Origin of the sequence: Geodermatophilus sp. FMUSA9-8 (assembly GCF_037034165.1) — a bacterium.
Classification (GTDB): Bacteria; Actinomycetota; Actinomycetes; order Mycobacteriales; family Geodermatophilaceae; genus Geodermatophilus; species Geodermatophilus nigrescens.
The window spans coordinates 210184-236053 of record NZ_JBAGKE010000003.1 but is presented as its reverse complement, the minus strand read 5'-3'; the positions used below and the strand labels follow the sequence as shown (position 1 = coordinate 236053).

The 25870-nt window shown below is 74.4% G+C and carries 28 protein-coding genes, 1 tRNA gene and 1 pseudogene; 16 read left to right on the top strand and 14 right to left on the bottom strand.

Annotated elements, in window-relative coordinates; genetic code table 11:
* Positions 1-2: 2 nt before the first annotated feature.
* The 4 genes from WA616_RS08250 to WA616_RS08235 all read right to left on the bottom strand — a co-directional run bounded on the left by WA616_RS08250 (position 3) and on the right by WA616_RS08235 (position 3426).
* Positions 3-365: a hypothetical protein gene (locus WA616_RS08250; RefSeq protein ID WP_336028851.1), complete on the bottom strand. Its 363-nt coding sequence runs from the start codon at positions 363-365 to the stop codon at positions 3-5.
* A gap of 105 nt (positions 366-470) precedes the next feature.
* Entirely contained in the window at positions 471-1286 is an 816-nt protein-coding gene (locus WA616_RS08245; protein ID WP_336028850.1) for an ABC transporter permease subunit, read from the bottom strand.
* Positions 1283-2215: an ABC transporter ATP-binding protein gene (locus WA616_RS08240; protein ID WP_336028849.1), complete on the bottom strand. Its 933-nt coding sequence runs from the start codon at positions 2213-2215 to the stop codon at positions 1283-1285. Before WA616_RS08240 ends, WA616_RS08245 begins: the two co-directional genes overlap by 4 nt.
* Positions 2216-2349: 134 nt before the next feature.
* Positions 2350-3426 carry an NAD(P)-binding domain-containing protein gene (locus WA616_RS08235; protein WP_336028848.1) on the bottom strand — a complete coding sequence of 359 codons (1077 nt, stop codon included), beginning with the start codon at positions 3424-3426 and terminating at the stop codon, positions 2350-2352.
* Positions 3427-3567: 141 nt separating this feature from the next.
* Here WA616_RS08235 and WA616_RS08230 point away from each other — a divergent pair, with 141 nt between their 5' ends.
* The 4 genes from WA616_RS08230 to WA616_RS08215 all read left to right on the top strand — a co-directional run bounded on the left by WA616_RS08230 (position 3568) and on the right by WA616_RS08215 (position 6972).
* Complete coding sequence (locus WA616_RS08230; RefSeq protein ID WP_336029277.1) at positions 3568-4707, top strand: zinc-dependent alcohol dehydrogenase; 1140 nt, start codon at positions 3568-3570, stop codon at positions 4705-4707.
* A 10-nt stretch (positions 4708-4717) separates the two neighbouring features.
* A complete protein-coding gene (locus WA616_RS08225) occupies positions 4718-5299 on the top strand; it encodes a hypothetical protein (protein WP_336028846.1) in 582 nt (193 codons plus the stop codon).
* A 10-nt stretch (positions 5300-5309) separates the two neighbouring features.
* Positions 5310-5501, top strand: a complete 192-nt coding sequence (locus WA616_RS08220) for a DNA-binding protein (protein ID WP_336028845.1) — start codon at positions 5310-5312, stop codon at positions 5499-5501.
* A gap of 499 nt (positions 5502-6000) precedes the next feature.
* Positions 6001-6972, top strand: coding sequence for a sensor histidine kinase (locus WA616_RS08215; RefSeq protein ID WP_336028844.1), 972 nt, complete (start codon positions 6001-6003; stop codon positions 6970-6972).
* Positions 6973-7026: 54 nt separating this feature from the next.
* Here the strand turns inward: WA616_RS08215 and WA616_RS24475 are convergent.
* Positions 7027-7344: pseudogene (locus WA616_RS24475) on the bottom strand (SpoIIE family protein phosphatase); the annotation flags it as partial.
* Between the two features lie 192 nt (positions 7345-7536).
* Here WA616_RS24475 and WA616_RS08210 point away from each other — a divergent pair.
* Both WA616_RS08210 and WA616_RS08205 read left to right on the top strand, forming a co-directional pair.
* Positions 7537-7995 carry a MarR family winged helix-turn-helix transcriptional regulator gene (locus WA616_RS08210; protein WP_336028843.1) on the top strand — a complete coding sequence of 153 codons (459 nt, stop codon included), beginning with the start codon at positions 7537-7539 and terminating at the stop codon, positions 7993-7995.
* A gap of 526 nt (positions 7996-8521) precedes the next feature.
* Positions 8522-8908, top strand: coding sequence for a hypothetical protein (locus WA616_RS08205; protein ID WP_336028842.1), 387 nt, complete (start codon positions 8522-8524; stop codon positions 8906-8908).
* 60 nt (positions 8909-8968) lie between these two features.
* Here WA616_RS08205 and WA616_RS08200 read toward each other — a convergent pair whose 3' ends face one another.
* Together WA616_RS08200 and WA616_RS08195 are read right to left on the bottom strand one after the other, a co-directional pair.
* The gene (locus WA616_RS08200; protein WP_336028841.1) at positions 8969-9202 is read right to left on the bottom strand and encodes a hypothetical protein; all 234 of its coding nucleotides are present in this window, start codon (positions 9200-9202) and stop codon (positions 8969-8971) included.
* A gap of 63 nt (positions 9203-9265) precedes the next feature.
* Complete coding sequence (locus WA616_RS08195) at positions 9266-10474, bottom strand: globin domain-containing protein (RefSeq protein ID WP_336028840.1); 1209 nt, start codon at positions 10472-10474, stop codon at positions 9266-9268.
* Between the two features lie 208 nt (positions 10475-10682).
* Here WA616_RS08195 and WA616_RS08190 point away from each other — a divergent pair, with 208 nt between their 5' ends.
* Positions 10683-13130 carry a molybdopterin oxidoreductase family protein gene (locus tag WA616_RS08190; RefSeq protein WP_336028838.1) on the top strand — a complete coding sequence of 816 codons (2448 nt, stop codon included), beginning with the start codon at positions 10683-10685 and terminating at the stop codon, positions 13128-13130.
* Positions 13127-13609: a hypothetical protein gene (locus WA616_RS08185; protein ID WP_336028837.1), complete on the top strand. Its 483-nt coding sequence runs from the start codon at positions 13127-13129 to the stop codon at positions 13607-13609. The genes WA616_RS08190 and WA616_RS08185 overlap by 4 nt, the downstream gene beginning before the upstream one ends.
* Before the next feature lie 326 nt (positions 13610-13935).
* On the opposite strand, the gene WA616_RS08180 is transcribed toward WA616_RS08185, so the two are convergent.
* Positions 13936-14011, bottom strand: a tRNA-Lys gene (locus tag WA616_RS08180).
* 173 nt (positions 14012-14184) lie between these two features.
* Between WA616_RS08180 and WA616_RS08175 the strand changes: the two genes are divergently transcribed.
* The 4 genes from WA616_RS08175 to WA616_RS08160 all read left to right on the top strand — a co-directional run bounded on the left by WA616_RS08175 (position 14185) and on the right by WA616_RS08160 (position 17278).
* Positions 14185-15357 carry an Ig-like domain-containing protein gene (locus WA616_RS08175; protein ID WP_336028836.1) on the top strand — a complete coding sequence of 391 codons (1173 nt, stop codon included), beginning with the start codon at positions 14185-14187 and terminating at the stop codon, positions 15355-15357.
* A gap of 61 nt (positions 15358-15418) precedes the next feature.
* A complete protein-coding gene (locus WA616_RS08170; protein ID WP_073419079.1) occupies positions 15419-15832 on the top strand; it encodes a hypothetical protein in 414 nt (137 codons plus the stop codon).
* 85 nt (positions 15833-15917) lie between these two features.
* Positions 15918-17000 carry a WD40/YVTN/BNR-like repeat-containing protein gene (locus tag WA616_RS08165; RefSeq protein WP_336028834.1) on the top strand — a complete coding sequence of 361 codons (1083 nt, stop codon included), beginning with the start codon at positions 15918-15920 and terminating at the stop codon, positions 16998-17000.
* Positions 16997-17278, top strand: coding sequence for a ubiquitin-like small modifier protein 1 (locus tag WA616_RS08160; protein ID WP_336028833.1), 282 nt, complete (start codon positions 16997-16999; stop codon positions 17276-17278). Before WA616_RS08165 ends, WA616_RS08160 begins: the two co-directional genes overlap by 4 nt.
* Positions 17279-17282: 4 nt before the next feature.
* Here the strand turns inward: WA616_RS08160 and WA616_RS08155 are convergent, their stop codons facing one another.
* Both WA616_RS08155 and WA616_RS08150 read right to left on the bottom strand, forming a co-directional pair.
* A complete protein-coding gene (locus WA616_RS08155; RefSeq protein WP_073419595.1) occupies positions 17283-17528 on the bottom strand; it encodes a hypothetical protein in 246 nt (81 codons plus the stop codon).
* A gap of 93 nt (positions 17529-17621) precedes the next feature.
* Positions 17622-17858 (bottom strand): hypothetical protein, encoded by a 237-nt coding sequence (locus WA616_RS08150; protein ID WP_073419081.1) that lies wholly within the window; start codon positions 17856-17858, stop codon positions 17622-17624.
* A gap of 173 nt (positions 17859-18031) precedes the next feature.
* Between WA616_RS08150 and WA616_RS08145 the strand changes: the two genes are divergently transcribed.
* Positions 18032-19303, top strand: a complete 1272-nt coding sequence (locus WA616_RS08145) for an MFS transporter (protein WP_336028831.1) — start codon at positions 18032-18034, stop codon at positions 19301-19303.
* A gap of 4 nt (positions 19304-19307) precedes the next feature.
* On the opposite strand, the gene WA616_RS08140 is transcribed toward WA616_RS08145, so the two are convergent.
* Entirely contained in the window at positions 19308-20933 is a 1626-nt protein-coding gene (locus tag WA616_RS08140; RefSeq protein WP_336028830.1) for a peptide chain release factor 3, read from the bottom strand.
* A gap of 437 nt (positions 20934-21370) precedes the next feature.
* On the opposite strand from WA616_RS08140, the gene WA616_RS08135 reads away from it, so the two are divergent.
* The 3 genes from WA616_RS08135 (at position 21371) to WA616_RS08125 (ending at position 23565) form a co-directional block, all read left to right on the top strand.
* Entirely contained in the window at positions 21371-21721 is a 351-nt protein-coding gene (locus WA616_RS08135) for a hypothetical protein (RefSeq protein WP_336028829.1), read from the top strand.
* A 94-nt stretch (positions 21722-21815) separates the two neighbouring features.
* Positions 21816-22466 carry a hypothetical protein gene (locus WA616_RS08130; protein WP_336028828.1) on the top strand — a complete coding sequence of 217 codons (651 nt, stop codon included), beginning with the start codon at positions 21816-21818 and terminating at the stop codon, positions 22464-22466.
* Entirely contained in the window at positions 22432-23565 is a 1134-nt protein-coding gene (locus WA616_RS08125) for an ImmA/IrrE family metallo-endopeptidase (RefSeq protein WP_336028826.1), read from the top strand. Before WA616_RS08130 ends, WA616_RS08125 begins: the two co-directional genes overlap by 35 nt.
* A 47-nt stretch (positions 23566-23612) precedes the next feature.
* Here WA616_RS08125 and WA616_RS08120 read toward each other — a convergent pair whose 3' ends face one another.
* The 3 genes from WA616_RS08120 to WA616_RS08110 all read right to left on the bottom strand — a co-directional run bounded on the left by WA616_RS08120 (position 23613) and on the right by WA616_RS08110 (position 25816).
* Positions 23613-24947 carry a hypothetical protein gene (locus WA616_RS08120; RefSeq protein ID WP_336028825.1) on the bottom strand — a complete coding sequence of 445 codons (1335 nt, stop codon included), beginning with the start codon at positions 24945-24947 and terminating at the stop codon, positions 23613-23615.
* On the bottom strand, positions 24944-25318 hold the full coding sequence (locus WA616_RS08115) for a hypothetical protein (protein ID WP_336028824.1): 375 nt from the start codon (positions 25316-25318) through the stop codon (positions 24944-24946). Before WA616_RS08115 ends, WA616_RS08120 begins: the two co-directional genes overlap by 4 nt.
* A gap of 111 nt (positions 25319-25429) precedes the next feature.
* Entirely contained in the window at positions 25430-25816 is a 387-nt protein-coding gene (locus WA616_RS08110; protein ID WP_336028822.1) for a hypothetical protein, read from the bottom strand.
* Positions 25817-25870 lie beyond the last annotated feature (54 nt).

Below are 25870 nucleotides of genomic sequence, written 5' to 3'. Positions count from 1 at the left end.
GCTCAGCCGGCGATCGCGTCGGCGGCCGCGCGCAGCCCCCGCAGCAGGAGCAGCTCCTCGGCCGAGCGGCGCAGCCACACGCGCAGCGCGGCGGGGTCGTTGCGGGCGGCGTCGCGGACGGCACCGAGGTTCAGCTGGCGGGTGTTGGCCTGCGCCCGCTGGGCCGGCGGGAGCGAGCGGCCCTCGGCGCGGGCCAGCGAGGTGAGCGCCGCGCCGACGTAGACCAGGTCGCGCACCTCGGCGACGTCGGCGAGGACGGCGTCGGCGCCGGGGCCGTCGCCGGCCTGCAGGCGGTCGAGCAGGGCGGCGGCGCGCTCGCGGCCGAGGGCGGTCGGGTCGGCGGCGGTGGGGTCGGGGGAGGTCACCCCTCCACTGTGCACGCCCGTCGCCGTCCCGGTGACGCGGCATAGGAAGCTATCCGCACGTCCTGGGGGCCAGGACGTGCGGATAGCTTCCATTGCCTTCCGCTCTCAGGCGTCGCGGCGGGTGAAGACCAGCGCCCCGACGGCGAGGACGACGGCGACCTCGGCGGCGAAGACGGCGAAGCCGGTCCACGGCTCGAGCAGCACCGGGTTGAACGACTCCGGCATCGCGATCCGCGAGCCCGCGTTGCCCGGCATCAGCTTGGTGAGCCACTCGCCGAGCGCGCCCGGCAGCAGCATCACCAGGTTGCCGACGAGGAACACCACCGCGAGCACCACCGACACCACCGCGGCGGTCGAGCGCAGCAGCAGCCCGGCGCACATCGCGAGCAGGCCGAGGCCGGCCATGTAGAGCCCGGAGCCGAGCAGCGAGCGCAGCATGCCGTCGTCGCCCAGGCCGATCCCGATGCCCTCGGCGGAGAGGAAGGCGTTGCCGCCCAGCCAGCCGAGGGTCGCGGTGACGACGCCGGCGACGAACAGAACGGCGGAGAGCACGACCGCCTTCGCCACGAGGACCGTGCCGCGGCGCGGGGTGGCGGCCAGCGTCGCCCGGATCATCCCGGTGCCGTACTCGCTGGTGACCGCGAGCGCCCCGAGGACGACGGCGGTCACCTGGGCGAACAGCAGGCCCCAGGTGATGAACGCGCCGACCGGCTCGTTCTCGGCCCCGGCGGCGAGGTCGGGGGCGATGAGCGCGCAGATCAACGTGGTCAGGCCGGCGCCGAGCGCGACCATCGACACGACCGACCAGCCGGTCGAGCGCACCGTCCAGAGCTTGATCCACTCGGCGTGCAGGGCGCGGCCGAGGCCGGCGCGGGCGGGCGCCGCGGCGGTGCGGGGCGCGGTCAGGGTCGGTGCGGTCACCGGGTCACCTCGGTCTGCGGAGCGGAGGGGCGGGCGGCCGCGTACTCGACGCTGCCGGCGGTCAGGGTCATGAAGGCCTCCTCGAGCGAGGAGGTGACGAGAGAGAGCTCGTGCAGCGCCAGCCCGGCGCCCGCGGCGAGCTCGCCGGTGGTCGCGGCGTCGACGCCCTGCACGTGCAGCTCGTCGCCGTCGCGGGTGACGTCGGCACCCGAGCGGCGCAACAGCTCGGCGAGCTGCCCGGCGCGGGGGCTGCGCACCCGGACGAAGGACGCGGCGTGCTCGGCGATGAACTGCGGCATCGGGCAGTCGGCCAGCACCCGGCCGCGGCCGATGACGACGAGGTGGTCGGCGGTCAGCGCCATCTCCGACATGAGGTGGCTCGACACCAGCACCGTGCGGCCCTCGGCGGCGAGGCTGCGGGCCAGGGTGCGCACCCAGCGGATGCCCTCCGGGTCCAGGCCGTTGACCGGCTCGTCGAGGACGACGACCGGCGGGTCGCCGAGCAGCGCCGCGGCGATGCCCAGCCGCTGGCCCATGCCCAGGGAGAAGCGGCCCACCCGCTGCCCGGCCACCGCCTCGAGCCCGACGAGGCCGAGCACCTCCTCGACCCGGCTGTCCGGGATGCCGTTGCTCGCCGCCATCCAGCGCAGGTGCGCGCGGGCGGTGCGGCCCGGGTGCAGCGCGCGGGCCTCGAGCAGGGCGCCGACCGCGCGCAGCGGGGCGGGGGAGTCGGCGTAGCGGGCGCCGTCGACGGTGACCGTGCCGGAGGTCGGCCGGTCCAGGCCGATGACCATCCGCATCGTCGTCGACTTGCCGGCGCCGTTCGGGCCGAGGAACCCGGTCACGTGGCCGGGGCGGACGGTGAAGGAGACGCCGTCGACGGCGACCTTGTCGCCGTAGCGCTTGGTGAGGTCGGTGGCGACGATCACGGCGTCACCGCGCGAGGGGGAGGGGCTGCGAGGTCATGGCGGAGACCCTCCCGGCCCGGGGGTGCCGGGCACATCGGGGAGGACCCCCGGCCGACCCTGGACCGTCCCCCACCCGGCGGTGGGGGACGCCCCCGTCAGGCGCTCCGGGGCAGGTCCGCGGCGAGCAGCCGGCGCAGCGCCACCGCCGCGCTCCGGCCGGCCCGGTTGGCGCCGATCGTGCTCGCGCTCGGGCCGTGACCGACCAGCTGCAGCCGTGGCTCGTCGACGGCGGTGGTGCCCTCGACCGGGATGACGCCGTCGCGGGTGCGCAGCCGCAGCGGGGCCAGGTGGCCGACGGCGGCGCGGAAGCCGGTGGCCCACAGGATCACGTCGGCCGCCACGGTCCGGCCGTTGTCCCACGCGACGCCGTCGGGGGTGATCCGGTCGAACACCGGCAGCCGGGCGAGGACGCCGTCGTCGAGGGCCCGGCGCACCCACGGGGTGACGACGAGACCGGTGACGCCGACGACGCTGCCGGGCATCCGGCCGGCGCGCACGGCGGCCTCCACCCGGGCGACCGCCTCCCGGCCCTGCTCCTCGCCGAAGGGGCCCTCGCGCCAGACCGGCGGGCGGCGGGTGACCCAGGTCGTGCGGGCGACGGGCGCGATCTCGCCGAGCAGCTGCACGGCCGACGCCCCGCCGCCGACGACCACGACCGACCGCCCGGCGAACTCCGCGGCGCCACGGTAGCCGACGGTGTGCAGCTGCCGGCCGCGGAAGGTCTCCTGGCCGGGGTAGCGCGGCACGAAGGGGCGGGTCCACGTGCCGGTGGCGTTGACCACGCCGCGCGCCCGCCAGGTGCCGCGGTCGGTCTCGACGGCGAAGCGCCCGTCGTCCGTGCGGCGGACCGCCGAGACCCGCACCGGGCGCTCGACGGGCAGCGCCAAGCGGCGCTCGTACTCGGCGAAGTACGCGGGCACGGCCTCGGCGGCGGGGAGGTCCTCCGACGCCGGCTCGAACGGCAGGCCGGGCAGCTCGTGCACGCGGTGCGTGGTGGCGAGGGTGAGCGAGGGCCAGCGGTGCTGCCAGGCGCCGCCGGGCGCGGCGTCGCCGTCGAGGACGACGAAGCCGCTGCCGGGCGCGAACCCCTGCCGCGCCAGGTGGTACGCGGCGGAGAGGCCGGCCTGCCCCGCGCCTATGACCACGACGTCGACGTCCCGCGGCTCGCTCACGCCCCCGTCAACGTCGCCGGACCCGCCGGGCTTCCGGCCGGACGGCCGCGGGCCGTTCCCGGCTGCGGGCGGCGGGCACGCCTGCGGTGACGCCGGCGACCGGCGTCCCGGCACGACGGAGAGGGGCGCCCCGTGCGCGCGATGGTCTACCGAGGCCCGTACAAGGTCCGGGTCGAGGACAAGGACGTGCCGAGGATCGAGCACCCGAACGACGCGATCGTGCGGGTCACGCTCGCCGCGATCTGCGGCTCCGACCTGCACCTCTACCACGGGCTGATGCCGGACACCCGGATCGGGCACACCTTCGGCCACGAGTTCATCGGGGTGGTCGAGCAGGTCGGGCCGTCGGTGCAGAACCTGGCGGTCGGTGACCGGGTCATGGTGCCGTTCAACATCTCCTGCGGGTCGTGCTGGTTCTGTGCCCGCGGCCTGTACTCCAACTGCCACAACGTCAACCCGAACGCGACGGCGGTCGGCGCGATCTACGGCTACTCGCACACCACCGGCGGCTACGACGGCGGCCAGTCGCAGTACGTGCGGGTGCCCTTCGCCGACGTCGGGCCGGTCCGCATCCCCGACTGGATGCACGACGAGGACGCCGTCTGCCTGACCGACGCCGCCGCCACCGGCTACTTCGGCGCCCAGCTCGGCGAGATCGCCGAGGGGGACACCGTCGTCGTCCTGGGGGCCGGGCCGGTCGGGCTGGTCGCCGCGCAGTCGTCGTGGCTGATGGGCGCCGGGCGGGTGATCGTCGTCGACCACCTGCAGGAGCGGCTGGAGAAGGCGCGGACCATGGCCCACGCCGAGACGCTGGACTACGACGAGTACGACGACGTCGTCGTCGAGCTGAAGAAGCAGACCGACTTCCTGGGCGCCGACGTCGTCATCGAGGCGGTCGGCGCGGAGGCCGACGGCAACCTCCTGCAGCACGTCGCCGGCACCAAGCTCAAGCTGCAGGGCGGGTCACCGGTGGCGCTGAACTGGGCCATCGACGGCGTGCGCAAGGGCGGCACCGTCTCCGTCGTCGGGGCCTACGGGCCGATCCCCAACGCGGTGAAGTTCGGCGACGCGCTCAACAAGGGCCTCACGCTGCGGATGAACCAGACGCCGGTGAAGCGCCAGTGGCCGCGGATGTTCGAGCACGTGCGCAACGGCCACCTGACCCCGCGCGAGGTGGTCACCCACCGCTTCCCGCTGGAGCACATCGCCGAGGCCTACCACGTGTTCTCCGGCAAGCTCGACGGCTGCATCAAGCCGGTCATCGTGCCCGACGCGGCCTGAGGAGCCCCCCGTGACCGAGTCCGACGTCCCCAGCGCCTACGTCCGCGACAAGCGGACGCCGACCCCGAGCCGGGAGGAGCTGCGGTCCCGCATCCCCGGGTGGGGCGCCGACCTCGACCCCGCCGACCGGCCGTCGTACCCGAAGCTGCAGTACCCGGCCGACACCGGCGCCCACTGGGACTTCCCCGAGCGGCAGCCGGGCGCCGAGGGCCGCGAGCGGTCGATCGAGCACGCGTTCGTGACCCCGGTGTTCGGCACCGCGCAGCCGCTGCACGGGCTGTCGGGGGCGGTGCGCCGGTTCGCCTACCGCCGCTTCAGCGAGGGCCGGCTGGCGCACTGGACGCTGCTGGTCGTCGGGGACCGCATCGAGGCGTGGGGCAGCACCCTGCGCCAGCTCGCCTCGGGCCGGCCGGTGCCGCCCGCGACCGGGCTCTCCACGGAGACCACCCACGGCGGGCTCAGCTCCCGGACCGGGCGCTCCGACGCGCGGCACCAGGCGCTGGACCCGCTCGTCACCGCCGGGCCGTGGGTGGTCGGGGCGGCTGCCGCGGTGCTCGGCGTCCGGGGGCTGGTGCGTGCCGTGCGCCGCTAGCCTGCGCGGTGTGACGCCGCTGGACACGCTGCCCCCCGTCGGCCGGCCGGCCACCGCCGCCCTGGAGCTGGCCGGCTACACCCGTCTCGACCAGTTGGCCGGCGTGCCGCGGTCGTCGCTGGCCGCGCTGCACGGCGTCGGCCCGAAGGCCCTGCGCCTCCTCGACGAGGCGCTGGCCGAGCACGGCCTGTCGCTCGGCTGACCCCGGAGACGACGAGAGCGGCCCGTCCCAGGGGGAAGGGGGGCGCTCCCGTGTGGAGTGCGCCGTCAGGGACTCGGACCCCGGACCTGCTGATCGGGAGCGGCTCCGGAGCGCCGTTCCGCGGTCTCCTCCCGGTGCCCGCTCGACCTGCGCTGGAGCCGGACGGCAGCGTGAGGTCCGGCTGGAGCCGGGTGGACGCCGCTGCCGTGCCGGCCTCTCGTGAGCGGGTGGGGACGCGCACGACCCGGGGCTCGGTTCCGTGACCTCGCGAGGCGGTGCTGTCGGCGAGCACCGCGGAACGGTGGGCAGCTCGTGTGCTGCCGGGCGACGCGGGTACCACCTGGTGATCCACCTCGCCCGGTCCGGCGTATCGCGCCGCGGCACCGGCGTGAGCGGCCGCAGGCGGGGTAGACAGGTTCCGGGTGCCCTCGTGCGCGTCGGCTCTCACTGCACCGGCCAGCACCACGGGGAGACACCAGCGTTGCACCGCGAGAACACCGTGCCACCTCCCGGCGGCCGAGACCCGGCTACCGGCAGCGCTCCACCGGGATACCGGCACGACGCCCTGGTCTACGCCGATGTCGACGAGCTCGTCACGATCGTTGCTCCATGGCTGCTCGACGGGCTGGCGTCCGGTGATGCCGCGCTCATCGCCGCCGGGCCAAGGACCGCCGGCCCGCTGCGCGACGCCGTCGGGAACCACCCGCAGGTGCTCGTCGCCGAACGGCACGCGCTCTACCGGGCCCGCACACCGACGGCTCTCACGGCCTTCCGCCGGTACGCCGAGGAGCACGCTCCACCGGGCCGCCGCCTGCGTGTCGTCGGTGAGACCGACTACGGCACCACGCCCGCGGACTGGCGGGAGTGGCAGGCCTACGAGTCGGTGATCAACACCGCCCTGGGTCCGTGGCCACTGTGGGGCCTCTGCGTGTTCGACGCCGCCCTGCCTGCGCCGATCCTGGACTCGGTCGGGCGAACCCATCCGCAGCTGGTCACTGCCGCCGGGCGCGCGACCAACCCCGACGTCGTCGACCCGGCCACCTACCTGGGCTCCCTGCCGGTGCCCGACGAGCCGCTGGAGGCCACTCCGCCGGCCCTCGCCGACGACGACATCAGCGACTACGCCGGTGTCCGCCACGCCGTGCGCGGCCTGCTGGGCACCATTGACGGGCCGGCCGACCTCCTCGAGGACTTCCTCATGGCCGTCGACGAGATGACCTCCAACGCGGTCCGGCACGGCGCCCCGCCCGCCGGTCTACGGCTGTGGACCGCACCCGGACGACTGGTGGCCACCATCCGCGACTCCGGCTCCGGCCTGGAGGACCCCTTCGCCGGGTACGGGCCAGCGCACGGCGCGGACCTCTCCGCCGGTGGCATGGGCCTGTGGCTCGCCCGGCAGCTGTGCGACCACGTCGCCATCCGCCGGGACGCCCACGGCGTCAGCGTGCGGCTGTCCACCAGCTGGAGCTGATGGGACGGAGGTGCGCGGCGGATGGCCCTCAGTCCGCCGGCACGTCCGGCGGCACGCGGTCGGGTCCGGCCCGGAGCGGCCGCGGCCGGCCAGCTCACCGAGGAGCCGCTGCAGTCGGGCCGGGCCGTGGTCGATGTCCTCGTGCCGGTTCTCGACCAGCCCGTCGGTGTGGAGCAGCACCACGCTGTTCCACGACAGGGTCGCCTCCGCGCCCCGGCCTGGTGCGTCGGCGCGGACGCCGAGCAACAGGTCCGGGCGGTCGCCTGCACCGCCACCTGGGCCACGCCACGGCCCTGGCGCGGGGGATTCGACGACCACGCCAGGGCCGGTCACCGCACGCGTGCCCGCTGCCCTGGCGATCGAACCGGACATCTCGCTCGACCCGCCGGCCGGGCCGACCCCCGACCGCCATCGCCGACAGCTCAGGACCCGCTGCCCGACCGCCGATGAGCTCGGTGACGTCTCGGGAGGCGACCGAGGGGCGGGTCCTGCTCCGGGGGCGAGAGGCGCACCATGTGCTTCGGCACCTGGCCGTCGGCGTGCCAGCGGTCGAGAAGGAACGTGATGGAGATGGGCAGCACCGAACGGGCGGCCACGGATGACAACGCCGTGCTGGTCGCTCTGCGGCTCGCCATGGGCATCTCGATCCAGGCCGCGGACGAGATCGGCGATCTCTCGACCGTTCAGTTGCGGGCGGTGACCGTCCTGAGCGAGCGGCCCGGCGCGAACCTCGGGGAGTTGGCGCAGGGGATGGCGGTGTCGCCGTCGGTCACCAGCCGCCTCGTCGACCGGCTCGTCGCGGCCGGCTTCGCCGAGCGCCGCCCCTCGGCCAGCAGCGGCCGCGAGATCAGTCTCTGGCTCACACCGGCCGGCGAGCGGATCCTGCGCCGCTACGACGACCTCCGGCTGAGGAAGGTCCACGAACGGCTGCGCGAACTGCCGCCCGAGCGGGCCGCCGAGGTGGTGGCGGCGCTCCAGAGCCTGATCGCGGCGGTCGGCGGCTCGACCAGGATGCCGACGTAGCCCAGCCGCTCACACCCAGCGCGAGGTTTGCCGCCTCCGTGGAACCGCCATCCCCTGACGGTTGCCTGGTGGCAATGGTCCCGGGGTGACGGATCGAGGACGGAGGTCGGCGTGGAGCTGACGACCACGCAGAGTGTCTGGGGTGCCCTGCCGATCGCGGTGCTCCTCGCGGCACTGCACCTGGCGGCGCCACGCATCAGGAAGCTGCCGGTGGTACCGGAGCGCGCGACGGGCTCCTTCGCCGGCGGGCTCGCTGTCGCCTACGTCTTCCTCCATCTGCTGCCGGAGATCGCCGAGGGCAACGAGGCGATCGGGGAGGCGCTGTCCGATGTCGTGCAGCCGACGCCGCTGACCGACCTCGGCATCTTCGTCTTCGCGCTGGCCGGGTTCGCCGCCTTCTACGGCCTCCAGCGGCTGGCGGACCGACGCGCCCCGCGGCCCGTGGGCGGCGAGGGGGGGGACACCCGGAGCCGGAGGAGGCGCCCGGGAACCGGCCGGCGTCTACTGGCTGCACCTGGGCTCGTTCATGGTCTACAACGCGCTCATCACCTACACCATGGCGCTGCGGCTGCGAACCGGGCTCGCCTTCGCGGTCCTGTTCACCGTGGCGATGGGACTGCACTTCGTGCTCACCGACCGGTCGCTGGAGGAGCACTACCCGCACCGGTTCCCGCGCAGTGGGCGACTGCTGCTGGCTGCGGCTCTCCTGGTCGGCTGGCTGGTCTCCGCCGTGCTGGCGCCCAGCAGTGCCCTCGCCGTCGCGCTGCTCACGGCTCTGCTGGGCGGCTCGATCCTGCTCAACGTCTTCAAGGAGGAACTGCCGTCCACCGGCCGGTCCAGCTACCCGTGGTTCCTCGTGGGGCTGCTCCTCTACGGCGGACTGCTGGCGCTGGTCACCGCCATCAGCGGGTGAGGGGCGGACCCGCCGCCACGTCGTCCCGGAGTCGGTCGGCCCAGGGGGGACGAGCAGCCCTCAGCCGTGGACGACGCCGAGCAGGACCACGGTGTCCTCGTCGGCGTGCAGGCTGTGCCGGCGTGGGGGGATCGGTCCGAGCCTGCTCGCGGACAGCTCGCCCGTCTCTCCACCGGCGACCGGCCGCGCCCGGCCACGCGGGACCTGCAGCGTGGCGTGGATCCGACCCTGCCCGAGCGGTGCGCGGCCGAGGTCCAGCAGGTCGGTGACCGCGCCGTCGGATCCAGGTCTCATCCGGTGCCTCGCTCCCGATGAGGTCCCCGTGGCGGCGCCTCGGTCGCCGCCACGGGAGGACGGTCAGGCGGCGGCATCGGCCTGCCACAGGTCGGGCCCGAACACCTCGTACTGGATGTCCCGAGGGGCGACCCCGCGGTCGATCAGCGAGCTGCGGACGGCCTGCAGGAATGGCAGGGGGCCGCACAGGTAGTAGACGGCGCCATCGGGCAGCGTCACGCCGTCGAGGTCCATGGTCCCCTGATGGGCGCTGTCGACGGGCAGGCTGCACCCGGCGCCGCGCTCGAACCAGACGTGGATGCTGCCGTCGGGCAGGGCACGGACGTCGTCGAGGACCTGGCGGCGCAGGGCCCAGGAGGCCTCGTCGACGTCGGCGTGCAGCAGCGTGACGTGCAGGTGGGTGCCGGCGTTGACGAGGTGGGAGAGCATGCCGGCCATCGGCGTGATGCCGATCCCGGCGCTGCAGAAGACCGCCGGGCGGGAGTCGTCGAGGACGACGTCGCCGAAGGGCAGCGACATGGTGATGGTGTCGCCGACCTCGATCCGGTCGTGGAGCAGGTTCGACACCTCGCCGTCGGGCTTGCCGCCACCGTGCACGCGCTTGACCGCGAAGGAGCGGTGCTCCCCGTCGTCGGCCCTGGTGAGGCTGTACTGCCGGGGCTGGCGGATGCCGTCGTCCATGGGCATGCGGACGGTGACGTACTGACCGGGCAGTGACGTCTTGACCAGCCGGTCGTCGATGCGCTTGACGGTGAACCGGACGACCTCGTCGGTCTCGCGGACCTTCTCGACGACCTCCCAGTCGCGCCACACCGTCTCCGGCCGCACGCCCCGGGCGCTGTAGAGGCCGCGCTCCTGGTTGATCAACGCGAACGCCATCAGCCAGTACACCTCGTCCCAGGCTGCGGCGACCTCGGGGGTCACGGCGTCGCCGAGGACGTCGACGATCGCCCAGAAGAGGTTGTCGTGCACCACCTGGTACTGGTCCGGGCGCAGTCCGAGGGACGCGTGCTTGTGCGCGATCCGCGACAGCAGGGCCTCCGGGAGCCGGTCCGGGTGGTCGACCAGGGCGCTGGCGAACACCGCGACCGAACCGGCCAGCGCCTTCTGCTGGGTCCCCTCGGCCTGGTTGCCTCGGTTGAACAGTCCGTCGAGCAGTTCCGGGTGCTCGCCGAACATGTGCGCGTAGAACCGCTCGGCGATCGCGCCGATGTTCTCTCCCACGACGGGCAGGGTGGCCTCGATGACGGGGCGGGACTTCTCGGACAGCACGTGGACGGTTCCTTCCCCTCGGCGGGGCGGCGGGGTGCCACCCCGGTCGTGAGGGCCTGCCCCCAGCCCGGGGATTCAAACCGCATCGGTTCCGCGATGTGCAGCAGCGGCGGCGGATGTCCGTCGAGAGGCGGACGAGACCAATCCTTGCCATGCTGCAAGAGTCGGCGTCAGCGGGCACCGTGGCGCCTCGAGGAGAGGAGCCCGGATGGGCCGCCTGGACCGGATCGCCGAACCGTGGGGGACACGGACGCCGTACGGGGCGGGGGAGACCTGGCCGACCCGGGTCGACACGTACCTCGACGGCGACCTGACCGAGGCCGATGTGGACCGGTGGGTGCAGTCGGCGACGATCCTGCACTCCAACGGCGACGGCCTGGACATCGCGGTGAAGGACGGCCGGATCGTCGGGGTGCGCGGCCGGGCGGTGGACCGGGTCAACCACGGGCGGCTGGGCCCGAAGGACCTGTTCGGCTGGCAGGCCAACAACTCTCCTGACCGGCTGACCAGGCCGCTGATCCGGCGGGACGGCGAGCTGGTCGAGACCGACTGGGACACCGCGATGGACGCCGTGGCCGGCCGCTGCCGGGAACTGCTGGACGAGCAGGGACCGTCCGCGGTGGGCTTCTACACCTCCGGGCAGCTGTTCCTGGAGGAGTACTACACCCTCGGGCTGATCGCGCACGGCGGCATCGGCACCAACCACGTGGACGGCAACACCCGGCTGTGCACGGCCACGGCCGCGGCCGCGCTGAAGGAGACGTTCGCCTGCGACGGCCAGCCCGGCTCCTACACCGACGTCGACCACGCCGACGTCATCGCGCTGTTCGGGCACAACATGGCCGAGACGCAGACGGTGCTGTGGACCCGCGTGCTCGACCGGTTGGCCGGCCCGAACCCGCCCGCGGTCATCTGCGTGGACCCGCGGGAGACGCCGGTCGCCCGCGCCGCCACGGTGCACCTGGCCCCGCGGCCGGGGACCAACGTGATGCTGATGAACGCGCTGCTGCACGAGGTCGTCACGAACGACTGGGTGGACCGCGCCTACGTCGACGCGCACACGGTCGGCTTCGACGAGCTGGCGGAGCGGGTGCGGGACTACCCGCCGGAGGTCGCCGCGGAGGTCTGCGACGTGCCTGCGGCGGACATCCGGGAGGCGGCGCGGATCATCGGGCACGCCGAGAGGCTGCTCTCGACCGTGCTGCAGGGCTTCTACCAGTCCCACCAGGCCACCGCGGCCGCCGTCCAGGTCAACAACCTCAACGTCATCCGCGGCATGCTCGGGCGGCCGGGCTGCGGGATCCTGCAGATGAACGGCCAGCCGACCGCGGAGAACACGCGGGAGGCCGGGGCCGACGGCGACCTGGCGGGCTTCCGCAACTGGAGCAGCGACGCACAGGTCGCCGACCTCGCCCGGGTGTGGAACGTCGACCCGTTCGACATCCCGCACTACTCGCCGCCGACGCACGCGATGCAGATGTTCCGCTATGCCGAGGAGGGGTCGATCCGGTTCCTCTACGTCACCGCCACCAACCCGGCGGTGTCCCTGCCCGAGCTGGCCCGGATCCGGTCGATCCTGTCCCAGGAGCGGCTGTTCCTGGTCGTGCAGGACGTCTTCCTGTCCGAGACCGCGCAGTTGGCCGACGTCGTCCTGCCGGCCGCCACCTGGGGGGAGAAGACCGGCACCTTCACCAACGTCGACCGGACCGTGCACCTGTCGGAGAAGGCCGTGGACCCGCCGGGGGAGGCGCGGCCGGACCTCGACATCCTCATCGACTTCGCGCGGCGGCTGGACCTGCGGGACAAGGACAGCGAGCCACTGGTCCCGTGGACCGATGCCGAGGGCGCCTTCGAGGGCTGGAAGGAGTGCTCGCGAGGTCGTCCGTGCGACTACTCGGGCCTGTCCTACGCCAAGCTGCGGGGCGGGAGCGGGATCCAGTGGCCGGTCACCGAGGAGGCGCCCGACGGCACCGAGCGGCTCTACGTCGACGGGCAGTTCTTCGCCCGGCCGGACTACTGCGAGAGCTACGGCCGGGACCTGGTCACCGGCGCCCCGCTCGACGACGTCGAGTACAGGGCGCTCAACCCCGGGGGCCGGGCGATCCTGAAGGCCGCGGAGTACCTGCCGCCGCACGAGCTCCCGGGCCAGGAGTTCCCCTTCCAGCTGATCACCGGCCGGACCCTGTACCACTTCCACACCCGCACCAAGACCGCCCGCGCGCCGCAGCTGCAGGCGGCCGCACCGGAGGTGTGGGTCGAGATGTCGGCGTCCGACGCCGCCGATCGCGGCTGGGGCGAGGGCGACCTGCTGGAGGTCACCACCCCCCGTGGGCGGGTGGAGGCGCGGCTGCGCGTCAGCGGGATCCGGCCCGGGGTGCTCTTCCTGCCGTTCCACTACGGCTACTGGGACACCCCCTCCGGGCACGAGCCCGACGGCGCCGGCCGGGCGGCGAACGAGCTGACCCTGACCGACTGGGACCCGGTGTCCAAGCAGCCGATCTTCAAGACCGCGGCCGCGGCGGTGACGCGGCTGGCCGCCTCCGACGGCACCCCGGCGCGGGCGCCCACCACCACCGGCAGCCGGCCGGTGGCCGCCGACGTGCCCCTGACGACCGGTGGCGACGCCGCCCTGGTGGACGAGGGGAGCGCGCGGTGAGACTCGGACTGGCGATCGAGGAGCTGCACCGGTCGGAGCACCACCTCGCCAGAGCCCTGCTGGCGGCGTCGGACCGGCACAAGGCCGACCACGAGGTCTTCCACGTCGCCCGTGACATCGCCGGCTGGTCGAGCCGGCACGTCACCGAGCTGGCCCGCATCGGCACCGACCACGGCGTCGAGCTCGATCCCGAGCCGCCCCACGAGCCCGGCCTGCTCGAGCGCGTGCAGCAGGCGACGGCCGACCTGCTCGGCCGGCGACCCGAGCCCGGGCTGCTGCTGCTCGCCGACCTGCGCCACGTCCACCGCGTCGCGGCAGGCGTCTCGCTGGACTGGGAGCTCCTGGCCCAGGCCGCGCAGGGTGCCCGCAAGCGTGACCTGCTCGAGCTGGCCGAGCGGTGCCACCCCGACACCCTCCGCCAGATGCGCTGGGCCAACGCCAAGCTCAAGGAGTCCGCCACCCAGGCCCTCACCAGCTAGGGGCCCGATTCGACACCAGGACCGCGAGCACCGCGCCCAGCGCGGTGCCGCCCAGGAACGCGGGCCCGGTGACTCACCCGCCTGCTGCTGCACCGAGTCCCGGCACCGGCGCGCACGGGTCGTGACTGTGGCCGGGATCACCCCGGGGGGCCGTCCTCGGGTCGTCCGCGTCCGCGACCCCGCCGCTCGCGGACCGTGCTCGGGGGCGGTGGTCGCCCGAGGGGGATGCCAGGAGCAGGCGCGCCGCGCGCACCAGCCGCGGACTGCAGCCTCTCCGGAGGCCGGTCCGGTGATCCATGAACGTTCTGGTCAGAGGCCTGTCGGCCTGGTGCGCCATCAGGGACTCGAACCCCGAACCCGCTGATTAAGAGTCAGCTGCTCTGCCAATTGAGCTAATGGCGCGTGTCGCCCGGCTGACCGGGCTCCGAGGGGAAACGATACCAGCGCCCCACGGGAGGTCGCCGCCGGGGCCGGGACGCCGAGACGGTGCCGTTCCGCACATCGAGGGGACACTGGGCCCGGACGCGCCGTGCCCGACCGGGCCGCGGCCGGCCGGGGACGAGGAGGCAGCAGGCGTGCGACGGACAGCGGCGCTGGTCACGGCGGGGGCGCTGGCCCTGCTGAGCGGGTGCACCGGGGCGGGCGGCGAGACCTCCGCGGCGGCACCGACGACCGAGGACGCCCCGCCGGCGCAGGTGTCGCTGCTGCCCGGCGACGGCGCGGCCGACGTCGCGCCGTCCTCCCCGGTGGAGATCTCCGTCACCGACGGCGAGCTGTCCGAGGTCACCGTCACCGACGGTGCGGGTGCTGCAGTGCCCGGGCAGGTCACCGACGGCCCCGCCGAGGGTACGGAGCTGTGGACGCCGGACGAGGACCTGGCCTACGGCACCACGTACACGCTGACCGCCACCGCCGCGAGCGCCGACGACGAGCGGGCCGAGGCGCGCAGCACCTTCACCACGGTGACGCCCGCGTCGGTGAGCACGCCCTCGATCGGCCCGCTCGACGGCCAGACGGTCGGCGTCGGCATGCCCATCCGCGTCTACTTCGACGAGCCGATCACCGACAAGGCCGCCGTCGAGAGCCACCTGCTGGTCACCAGCTCCACGCCCACCGACGGCGTGTGGAGCTGGATCAGCGACACCGAGGTGCACTTCCGCCCGTCGCAGTACTGGCCGGCGCAGACCGACGTCACCCTCGACGCCGACCTGTACGGCGTCCCGTTCGGCGACGGCGTCTGGGGCGAGAAGGACCGCACGGTCAGCTTCCGCGTCGGCGAGCGGCACGTCTCCGTGGCCGACGCGAGCACCCATCGGCTGCAGGTCTACGACGGCGACACGCTCGTGCAGGACTTCCCGATGAGCGCCGGCAGCCCCGACAACCCGAGCTACAACGGCCCGCACGTGGTCACCGAGCTCAACGCCGACCGCGTCATGGACTCCAGCACCTACGGCGTCCCGGTCGACAGCCCCGAGGGCTACCGCACGCCGGTCAAGTGGGCGGTGCGGCTGTCGAACAGCGGCGAGTTCGTCCACGGCGCCCCCTGGTCGGTGGCGCAGCAGGGGCGGGAGAACGTGTCCCACGGCTGCATCAACCTGTCGAACGAGAACGCCCGCTGGTTCTACGAGTTCTCCCAGCCCGGCGACGTCGTCGAGATCGTCAACTCCGACGCCGGCACGCTGACCTCCGACATCGCCGACTGGACCGTCCCGTGGGACCAGTGGCAGGCCGGGTCCGCCCTGAAGTGATCTCCGTTTCCGGGCGTCCGCGCCCGGGCACCCCCCGCTCGACCCGAGGAGGGGGACCACCGTGGACACCTGGTTGATCGTGCTCATCGTCGTCGTCGCGCTCGCCCTGCTGGCCGTGCTGGCGCTGGCCCTGGCCAAGCGCAACAGGGTCGCCGGGGCGCGGCGCCGCGAGCAGCAGCGCCAGCAGGCGCGCGAGCACCTCGAGGAGGCGCGCCTGCGCGGTGCGCAGGCGGAGAAGGAGCAGGCGCTGGCCGAGGAGCAGGCCGCCCGCGCCCGCCGCGAGCGCGCCGAGGTCGAGGAGCGCACCCGGCTGGCCGAGCAGGAGGCCCGCCAGCGGGCCGCGCACGCGCAGGAGCACGCCACCGCTGCCGAGAAGCTGCGCGCCGAGGCCGAGAAGCTCGCACCCGGGCTGGCCGACCAGAACGGCCGCGCGCACGTGACCGGCGACGGCCCCGGGGGCGCCACCCGCCGCTGAGCGGCCACCGCTCAGTTCCGGCGGCCGGCCCGGTCTGTCCTCCGAGCGGGGCCGGCCGGGCCCCGCCGGGACCGGGAGGACACCCGTGGCCGACCTGCTCGCCATCGGCACGCGCAAGGGGCTGTGGCTGGCCCGCAGCGACGACGACCGGCGCACCTGGACCCTCGACGGCCCGCACCTGGTGGCCCAGGAGGTGGCCGCCGTCGGGCTCGACGTCCGGGGCGCGGCGCCCCGGGTGCTCGCCGGCGTCCAGTACGGGCACTGGGGGCCGACGGTCACCTGGTCCGACGACCTCGGGCGCACCTGGTCGGAGACCGACGAGGGCGCCATCCGCTTCCCGGCCGACACCGGCGCCGCGCTGGCCCGGGTCTGGCAGCTGCGCCCCGACGTCGCCGCGCGACCGGGCGTCGTGTGGGCCGGCTGCGAACCGCACTCGCTGTGGCGCAGCGAGGACGGCGGCGAGAGCTTCGCGCTGGTCCGCGGCCTGTGGGACCACCCGCACCGGCCCACCTGGGAGCCCGGCGGGGGCGGCGGCGCCGTGCACACCGTGCTGCCGCACCCGACCGCCGACCGGGTGGTCGTGGCGATGAGCGCGGGCGGCGTCTACGCCAGCGAGGACGGCCGCGACGGCTGGGCGCCGCGCAACTCCGGGATCACCGCCGCCTTCCTGCCCGACCCGGCGCCGGAGTACGGGCAGTGCGTGCACAAGGTCGCCCCCGACGCCGGCGATCCCGACCGGCTCTACGCGCAGAACCACTCCGGCGTCTTCCGCAGCGACGACGCGGGGGCGGAGTGGACGTCGATCGCTGCGGGACTGCCCGCCGACTTCGGCTTCCCGGTGCTCGCCTCGCCGCGCACGCCCGGCACGGCCTGGGTCGTGCCGCTGGTCGCCGACGCCGACCGGACGCCCCCGGGCGGGCGCCTGCGCGTGCACCGCACCCGCGACGCGGGGGAGACCTGGACCGAGCTCGGCGCCGGCCTGCCCGAGGCGTCGTGGACGGCGGTGCTGCGCGACGCGGCCTGCGTCGACGAGGGCGACCCGACCGGCGTCTACGTCGGCACCCGCGACGGCTGCGTCTACGCCAGCGCCGACCAGGGCGACACGTTCACCACGGTGGCGCAGCACCTGCCCGACGTGCTGTGCGTGCGCGCGGCCCGGCTGCGGTGACCGTCGAGGTGGTGCTGCCCGGCGTGCTGGCCGACCTGGCCGGCGGCGAGCGGCGGCTGCGGGTCGACCCCGCCACGCCGACCGTCGCCGGCCTGCTCGACGCCCTCGCCGCCCGGCACCCCGTCCTCGAGCGGCGGATCCGCGACGAGGCCGGGGCGCTGCGCCGGTTCGTCAACGTCTACGTCGACGGCGACGACGTCCGCTTCTCCGCGGGCGCGCAGACGCCCGTGCACGACGGTGCGGTGGTGCAGGTGCTGCCCTCGGTCGCCGGGGGCTGAGCCGTCAGAGGCGGGCGAGCTCCGCGCACTCGGCGCACAGCTGGTGCTCCTCGAGCTCGGACGGCGGCCACTCCACCTGGTCGTCGACGGCGACGTAGGCGCCGCACAGCGACTTGCGGCTGCGGCCGTGCACCCGGCCGATCGTGGCGTGCGCCGGCCCGATCTGCCGGGGCTGGAGACCCTCCGGGGTGCCGACCGACCCGACCATCACGACGGCGTGGGCGGTCCCGTAGGCGTAGGCAGTCGTCATGGCGCCAGCGTCCGAGGCGCGGGGCGGGTGCGGCGGCACCCTCCGGGCGCGTGTCCGGCAGCCGGGGCGCAGGAGCCCCGGCTGCCCCGGCCGTCACACCCGCGACGGCACCGGCGCCTGCGCCGGGAGCGCGCTGATGCGCGCCGCGGCCGCGCCGACCCACGGCTGGGTGGGGTCGAGCCCCTCCGCCGTGGCGACGGCCCGCACGGCCGACGTCGTCACCTCCAGCGGTGCGCCCGGCACCCGGTCGGAGGCGAGCTCGTAGACGAGCAGCGCCTTGAGCCGGCTCTCCAGCGGGAGTCCGTCGAGGGAGTCACGCCAGTCCGTCATGGAGGTCCGGTGCCCGCCCGGCGCGCCGGGCATGCGGCGACGGGGGACGCCCCGGCGTGTCGTCGCGGCCGGGCGCGTCCGCGTTGCGCCCCGCGCGGATCGGCGCGTGCCGCGGGGCCCCGCGGGGAACGATGGGACGACCGGCCGGACGCGCCGCCGGGGGAGGAGGGCCGGTGACGCTGCTCCGGGCGCTGGTCCCGCTGCGGACGGCGGCCTACCGGCGGCTGGCGCTGTCACTGGGTCTGTCGCTCGTGGCCAACGGGGCGTGGGCGGTCACCGCGGTGTGGCAGGTCGTGGCGCTCGGCGGCGGGCCGGCGGAGCTGTCGCTGGTCACCGGGCTGGCCGCCGCCGGGACGCTGGCGGCCACGCTGCCCGGCGGGGTGCTCGCCGACCGGGTGCCGCAGCGGCACCTGTTGCTGGCGGTCACGCTGCTGTCGGCGGTGCCGGTCGGCGCGGCGGGCCTGCTGTCGCTGGCCGGCGAGCTCCCGCTCGGCCTGCTGTCCGTCGTCGGCCTGCTCGGCGGGGTGGCGCTGGGCCTGCACTACCCGGCGTACTCGGCTCTGCTGCCCGCGCTGCTGCCGGCCGACCAGCTGCTCGCCGCCAACGGCCTCGAGGGCGCCATGCGGCCGGTGCTCTACCAGGTGGCCGGGCCGGCGATGGCCGCCCTGCTGGTGGCCGCCGTCTCCCCGGGCGCGGCGCTGCTGGCCACCGCGGGCGCGTCGCTGGCCGCCACCACGTGCGTGCTCGGCCTGCCGCTGCTCCCCGTCGCGCGCGAGCCCGGCGCCGGACGGCGGCACCCGGCCCGGGCGCTGCTCGGCGACCTGCGGGAGGGCCTGGCGTTCCTCGTCCGCACCCGCTGGCTGCTGGCCACGCTGCTGTTCGGGTCGCTCATGCTGCTCGCGACCACCGGCCCGCTGCAGGTGCTCACGCCGTTCGCGCTGCGCGACCGGGCCGGCGGCGGGCCGTTCGAGCACGCGCTGGTGCTCGCCGGCTTCGGCGTCGGCGGGGCGCTCGCCTCCCTCGCCGTCGCCTCCCGGCCGCTGCCGCGCCGCTACCTGACCGCGACCATGGCGCTGTGGGCCGCCGGCTGCGTGCCGCTGCTGGCCTTCGGCCTCGCCACGCACGTCGGCGTCATGGTCGGCGCGGCCGTGCTGGCCGGCGCCGGCATCCACGGCGGCATGGTGCTGTGGGGCACGCTGCTGCAGCGCCGGGTGCCGCCCGCGCTGCTCGGCCGGGTCTCCAGCCTGGACTTCGTCGTCTCGGGTGCGCTGGTGCCCGTGTCGGTGGCGCTGGCCGGGCCGCTCAGCGAGGGTGCCGGCGTCGGGCCGGTGTTCCTCGTCGCCGGGCTCGCGCCGCCGGTGCTCGCGCTCCTCACCGTGCTGCTGGCGCGGATGCCCGCCGACGAGGCGGCGCACCCGCTCGACCGGCCGGCGCGGGTGCCCTGACGGCTCAGGCCAGCTGCGCGGCCACCAGCGGCTCCAGCGTCAGGTGCGGCTTGCCGTTGCGCACCATGCCCATGACCCACTTCGTGGTGAACAGCGCGAGCAGCTCGCCGTCGCTGCGCCGCATCACCTCGGTGCCGGAGCTCGCGGTGATGCCCGCGACCGACTCCTCGTCGGTGCGCATGGCCAGCGTGTACGGCAGCGGCTCCAAGTGCACCGGCGCGGAGAACTCCTGCGCCATGCGGTGCGCGGCCACCTCGAACTGCATGGGGCCGACGACGGCGAACACCGGGGACGCGTCCCCGCGGCGGTCGGAGCGCAGCACCTGCACCACGCCCTCGGACTCCAGCTGCTCGATGCCGCGGCGGAACTGCTTGTGCTTGGCGGTCTCCAGGCTGCGGACGACGGCGAAGTGCTCGGGCGCGAACGTGGTCAGCGGCGGGAAGGTGACCGCGTGGCCGGCGTACAGCGTGTCGCCCACCCGCAGCGCCGAGGCGTTGACCAGCCCGACGACGTCGCCGGGGTAGGCGGTGTCGATGCTCTCCCGCTCGCGGCCGAACACCTGCTGGGCGTACTTGGTGGCGAAGGGGCGGCCGGTCGGGCCGTGGGTGACCACCATGCCGCGCTCGAAGACGCCGGAGCAGACGCGGACGTAGGCCAGCCGGTCGCGGTGGGCGGCGTCCATGCCCGACTGCACCTTGAAGACGAAGGCGCTGAACGGGGCGTCGACCGGGCGCGGGACGCCGCCCTCGTCGGGCCGCCCGTCGGGCGCGGGCGCGAGGTCGACCAGCACGTCGAGCAGCGCGGCCACGCCGAAGTTCGACACCGCGGAGGCGAACAGCACCGGGGTGGTCTCGCCGGAGAGGAACAGCTCCTGGTCGTGCGCGCCGGAGGTCTCGTCCAGCAGCTCGACCTCCTCGCGGGCCTGCGCCCACGCCTCCGGCTCGCGGGCGGCCGCGGCCTCGGCGGAGAGGACCTCCTCGGGCGCGATCGTCGCCCCGCCGGCGGTCCGGGTGTAGCGCCGGTAGGAGCCGTCGCGCCGGTCGAGGACGCCGCGGAAGTCGCCGGCGATGCCCACCGGCCACGTCAGCGGGGTGGGCGTGAGGCCGGTGCGCTCGGCGACCTCGTCCATGAGCTCCAGCGCGTCCTTGCCGGGGCGGTCCCACTTGTTCACCACGGTGACGACGGGGATGCCGCGGTGCCGGCAGACGGCGAAGAGCTTCATCGTCTGCTCCTCGAGGCCCTTGGCGGCGTCGATGAGCATGACGGCGGCGTCGACGGCGGTGAGGACGCGGTAGGTGTCCTCGGAGAAGTCGGCGTGCCCCGGGGTGTCGAGCAGGTTGACCACCGCGTCGCGGTAGGAGAACTGCAGCGCCGCCGAGGTGATGGAGATGCCGCGGGCGCGCTCCATGTCCATCCAGTCCGACACCGTGCCGCGCCGGCCGGCCTTGCCGTGTACCGCGCCGGCCTGGCCGATGACCCGGGCGTGCAGGGCCAGCGCCTCGGTGAGCGTGGACTTGCCGGCGTCGGGGTGGCTGATGACGGCGAAGGTCCGCCGCCGCGCGGCCTCGGCGACGACGTCACCGGGGGAGGTCCCGGCGTCGTCGGGGCGGGGCGGGGCGGTCGTGGTCATGCGGAGGTCTCCCGGGGTGGTGCGGTGGTCGCCGGAGCGGCGGGGGCGGCAGCGCGCAGGCCCACCGCATCCTCGTGCAACAGCCGGGGCACCCGCCGCAGTCCCGGGCCGGTGACGCCGGCGCGGCACGCGGAGAGGCCCCGGTCGGCGTGCCGACCGGGGCCTCTCGACGAGGGTGAGTGACGGGGCTCGAACCCGCGAGTGAGGCCGGTCCCGGGCCTGGTGGCCCGGCGTGTGCCCAGGTTAGGCGGTTGATGTGCGTCCTTGACCGTCCCTGAGCCTTGCTGAGCCCTCCTGGGCCTGGCCATTGCCCCCCAATCTGCCCCCCAACTCGCCGAGGCGTCCGGGAGGCGGGGGCGCCCCGGGGGAGGGGTCGCCTGGCGTCGCCGTTCCCAGCCGTCATTGCCCAGCCGAGCCAGGAGCGGACCGGTCCGGCCATGACCGACGAACAGCTCGCCGAACTCCGCGTCTACAAGCCGGCCGAGGTGGCGCGCATGCTCAACATCCCGATCACCCGGGTGGAGACCTGGGTCCGCGAGGACCGTGTCCGTCACCTGCGCGCCGGTGAGGTGCGCGGTGTGGAGTTCACCGCCGAGCACGTCCGGGAGCTTGCCGGGAGGCTGCCCGAACTGATGGGCGGACACCGCGGCGGGCGCGCGGGCGCGTCGGACGGACGGCAGGCTGTCTCGGCCCCGGCTGGTGTGCAGCCGACGCCGGAGATCATCGCCGGGTGGGCACAGCTGACCCCGCACCGGCCCGTACCCCGAACCACGGCGCGGCGCCGCTGACGTCGACCGGCGGGGTCGTCGGCACGCGCGGCTTCAAGTGCCGACACGCCGACGTGTGTCTGGGTGTGACGATGTGTGTAATAACATCACCAGCGTGGACACACCTGGCGTCGAGTTCATCAAGGCGCACCTTGCGCCGCTCTGTGACGACCTGCACGACCTGTTCGAGGACGCCGGTGCGCGGGCGGCCCGGTTCCGACAGCAGAGCGGCCTGACAGCCGCCGTCTACAACTCGCTCGGAGCTGACCTCACTCGGGGACTGGCGCACCGTGCCATCGACGATGCCGGCGGCCTGGGCCCGTGGGAGCTGACCGGTGACCACAGCCGGCGTGGTCAGCTGATGCTCCGACGGGACATGGTGCGACTCCGGTTTCTGCACGACTCGGCCGGGGAGGTCCCGGCCGCGGGTAGCAACGCCGCCCGGCAGGCCTACTACCGCAACACGCCGTTGCTGCCGGACTCGATGTTCGGCGTTGAGGACAGCAACCTCATCGCCGTCTGGCGCATCCTCGACGACGAGACCGGTGAAGTCGGCTTCCGGGTCGTGCGCACGCTCGATCCGGGCGCCAGGCGCGCACCACACGGCGTCACCAACTTGGACCTCGACTTCTCACTGCCGCGCACTGCTCCTGCCCTGGTCGGGCTGGAGTTCTCGCCGGTAGACGACCTCGAGCTGCACATCAACTTCGGTGACGAGGAGGGCACCGGCGATGCTGACGGCGACGCCTCCACCGGCCGCGCCTGAGCGCATCACCGCGGCGCTCGACCTGCTGTCCATGACCCAAGCCGAACTGGCCGACCGGGTAGGCCTCCGCCAGCCCACCATCTCGGCGATCATCGGCCGTACCCGACCGCTCACCCCACAGGTGTACGACAGGCTGCTCACGGCCACCGGACTGCCATCGAGCTTCTTCGCAGTTCACGATGTCATCGACCCAGATCGCGTTCTGTTCCGCCGGCGCAGAACGGCTCCCAGTCGCACAACTAAACGCGCGAAGCGGATGTTCGCGGAGCTTTTCCGGGTGTCGACTGCGCTGATGGAGTCCTCTCGACAGCCGGTGCCTGACCTGCCGATTATCCCATTCGGTGAGCGCATTGACGGGGTTCTCTCCGAGAATAAAATCGAAAGGGCAGCACAAGCCGCGCGCGACGCCCTCGGCCTGAAGGCCGAGGGGCCAGTCTCCAACGTGTTGCGAGCGCTCGAACGCGCTCACGTACCCGGTGCACCGATCGTCTTCGACGACGACCCGGAGGAGCGACCAGCTCACGACATCGGTCACGATGGGATCAGCGAGCGCCTGTCCGATGGACGCGCCGTCATCGCGTACTTCCCGTCCCGCGGCGACCGACAGCGGTTCACGCTCGCGCACGAGCTCGGGCACTTGATCCTGCACCACGATCGCGAACATCTTGACGATCTGACCGCAGAATCCGAGGCCGACCGTTTCGCCGGCGCGTTCCTTGTGCCTCTGGGAACTGCGCGACGCATTCTCGACCAACGCCTCGACCTGCGAGAGTACGCCCGGGCCAAAGCCGAGTTGGGCGTGTCGATTCAGGCCCTCGTCCAGCGCGCGTTCGCGCTGAACTTCGTGGACGAGTCACGACGGACATCGCTGTTCAAGCAGCTTTCCGCGCGAGGGTGGCGCCGAGAGGAGCCGGTGACGGTCCGCGCCGAGCAGCCGTTGTTGCTGCCCAAGCTGCTCGCACACCAATACGGGCCCGAACTGTCTTATCGCGGCCGGGTGTCGGAACTCGGACTCCCGCCCATGCTCCTTCGTTCCTTGATCCCGCCCCCCGGGGCAGAGGCCGTTGAAGGGGCGGCGGCGGTCGTTCGGCTGAAGTAGGGACGTGAACTGGGGGGAGGAGCTCGATGCTCCTCCCCCCAGCGGCGTTACTGCGGCGGTGCGCCGTCGGTGAGGGCGCGATGGGCGTCCTGAACCTGCGCGGCCAGGCTGGCTCGGAGGCCGTCGGCAGTGCCGCGGATGTTGGCCAGCGCCTTCTCCGCGGTGGACACGTGCTTGCTGACGTCCTCGAAGCGGGCCAGCAGGTCGAGCAGGTGCCCGACGGCTGTCCGGGCGCGGCCGACGTCGACGGCGGGGTCCGCGCCGGTCTGTGCGGCGGCCAGCACGGTGAGCTCGCGGACCACTCCGAGGACCAGGTTCATCACCTGTAGATCCTCCGCGGCTACCACCCAGCTGGCGGTGTCCACGCGCGCCCAGCTGCTGCCGGGCGGTCCGGGGACCTGGTCCGCAGTGGGGACGACTGCGAGGGCGGCGTGCGCGCCGCGGACCCGTCGGGCCTCGGCGAGCTCGTCGCGGAAGGCACGCATGCTCGCCCGCCGCTGTCGGTGCTTGGCCTCGACGACCAGCACCGGCTGGTCGCCAGTCATGATGCGGACGAGGACGTCCCCGGTCTTGCGGGTGCTGCTGCCCGGTGCAGGCGTCGATCCGATGTGCTCGACGCAGTCGCCGGTCGCCTGCACCCAGCCGGCCACGGCCAGGGCGACGCTGTCCTCCCAGTCCCTGCCGATGGCGGCGGAGGTCCTGGTCGCCGCGGCCTGGCTGGCCTGCTGGGCCTGCACCAGGGCGCGCACGGTCGCGATGCCCTCCGTCAGTTCGCGCCTGGCGTCCTGCACCTGAGCGGACAGATCGCGCCGCAACGCCGCGATGGGTGAGCCCGGGTTCTCGGTGGAGACGACGGCGCGCACCTGCTCGCTGTGCAGCGCCACCACCCGCTCCAGGGCGGTGACCGCCTCGGCCTGCGCCGTGGCGGTGGCCTGCCGCACGGCCTCGCGGACGTCGCCGGCGCCGGCGGCCAGTGCCGTGGTCAACCCGCGCTCCACCTGAGCCGGAAGCTGGGCCAGCGTCGCCGCGACCGCCTCCCGGGCGGCCTGCTCAGTGGTGTCGACCCGGCCGAGCAGATCGTCGAGCTGCGCGATGGTGACCGCGGCGCGGTTCTGCATCGCCTCGTCGAAGCCGGCGAGGACCCGCTGCATCGCGGCGGTGGTGTCACCGGTGCCGCGTTGCAGCCCGGTGGCCACCATGCCGACGACGACGGCGCCGGTGACGGTGCCGGCCAGCGCGGCCGGCCCGTGCTCAGCGAGCTCGCGCCGGGCGATGGCGACCGTCTCCGGGTGGGTGATCCGCAGGTGCGAGATCTCCACGGCGTCATCGGTCACCGCGACGGGTTCGATGCGCCGCCCGCGCTGCACCGGGACGGCGGTCATCGGGCCGGCTCCAGGCCGACCAGCCGCCGGACGCCGTCCGGCAGGCCGTCGGCCAGCCGGCGGCAGACCAGGCAGCCGGGCGATGACGTCGACCTGTCGCCGGCGTGCTCGGCGTCGAGCATCACCAGCAGCAGGTCGGTCTGCACCGCCTCCCACATCAGCGGGTGCCGCGAGGCCAGCGCCTCCTCGACGGCCCGGAGGGCGTCGGTGAGGTCATCGGCCTCGTCAGCGCCGCCGTGCGCCTGGACGGCGAGCAGGCGGGCGCTCAGCGTCCACCACGAGGTGAGCAGCCGGTGCAGGTCCCGGCGGCGGTGTGCCGGGTCGAGGCTGCGCCTGGCCAGCGCGGTGGTGGTGTGGATGGGTTGTGTCACGGGACCCCCTGGGGTCGCGCGGCGCGGGGGACGGCCCCCCGCATGTCCCGCGGGGTGGCGCTCGTCCACCGCCGGGGACCGTCGCTGCGGCGACCCCAGCCGCAACCCCTCTCAGCGGCCGGAGTCCGGCTGCTGTTCGCGGACCCACAGCAGGCCCACGACGCCGCCGTTCCACACCTGCTCGGCCCAGCTCTCCAGCTGGTCCCAGTCGGTGTCGCTGAGGACCGTCGGCCCGCAGGCCTCGTAGATCGTGTCGACCGCCAGGCGGGACTGGGCGCTGAGCAGCCAGGACGGCGCGCAGCAGCTGACCTCGAGGCGCGCGCAGGGGCAGTGCGTCCCCTCCACGGTCAGCGAGCACGCGTAGCAGGTCGCGCACACCAGCGTCGTCGAAAGCGCCAGGGTCTCCTCGACGGGCAGGCGGTCGCGCACGGCGTTCAGGCACTCCGTGTCGCAGACCATGACATGCGCACCACGGGTGCCGACGGGGATGAAGAACACGGGAGCCTCCACGGGCCCGGCCGGCGACCCGCCGGCGAGGACGGCACCGCTGCC

Coding starts and splice junctions, on each gene's coding strand:
- WA616_RS08230 (WP_336029277.1), top strand. CDS start 3,568: ATGGTCTACCGAGGCCCGTACAAGGTCCGGGTCGAGGACAAGGACGTG.
- WA616_RS08210 (WP_336028843.1), top strand. CDS start 7,537: ATGGAGATGGGCAGCACCGAACGGGCGGCCACGGATGACAACGCCGTG.
- WA616_RS08205 (WP_336028842.1), top strand. CDS start 8,522: ATGGTCTACAACGCGCTCATCACCTACACCATGGCGCTGCGGCTGCGA.
- WA616_RS08200 (WP_336028841.1), bottom strand. CDS start 9,202: ATGAGACCTGGATCCGACGGCGCGGTCACCGACCTGCTGGACCTCGGC.
- WA616_RS08190 (WP_336028838.1), top strand. CDS start 10,683: ATGGGCCGCCTGGACCGGATCGCCGAACCGTGGGGGACACGGACGCCG.
- WA616_RS08155 (WP_073419595.1), bottom strand. CDS start 17,528: ATGACGACTGCCTACGCCTACGGGACCGCCCACGCCGTCGTGATGGTC.
- WA616_RS08150 (WP_073419081.1), bottom strand. CDS start 17,858: ATGACGGACTGGCGTGACTCCCTCGACGGACTCCCGCTGGAGAGCCGG.
- WA616_RS08140 (WP_336028830.1), bottom strand. CDS start 20,933: ATGACCACGACCGCCCCGCCCCGCCCCGACGACGCCGGGACCTCCCCC.
- WA616_RS08135 (WP_336028829.1), top strand. CDS start 21,371: ATGACCGACGAACAGCTCGCCGAACTCCGCGTCTACAAGCCGGCCGAG.
- WA616_RS08125 (WP_336028826.1), top strand. CDS start 22,432: ATGCTGACGGCGACGCCTCCACCGGCCGCGCCTGAGCGCATCACCGCG.
- WA616_RS08120 (WP_336028825.1), bottom strand. CDS start 24,947: ATGACCGCCGTCCCGGTGCAGCGCGGGCGGCGCATCGAACCCGTCGCG.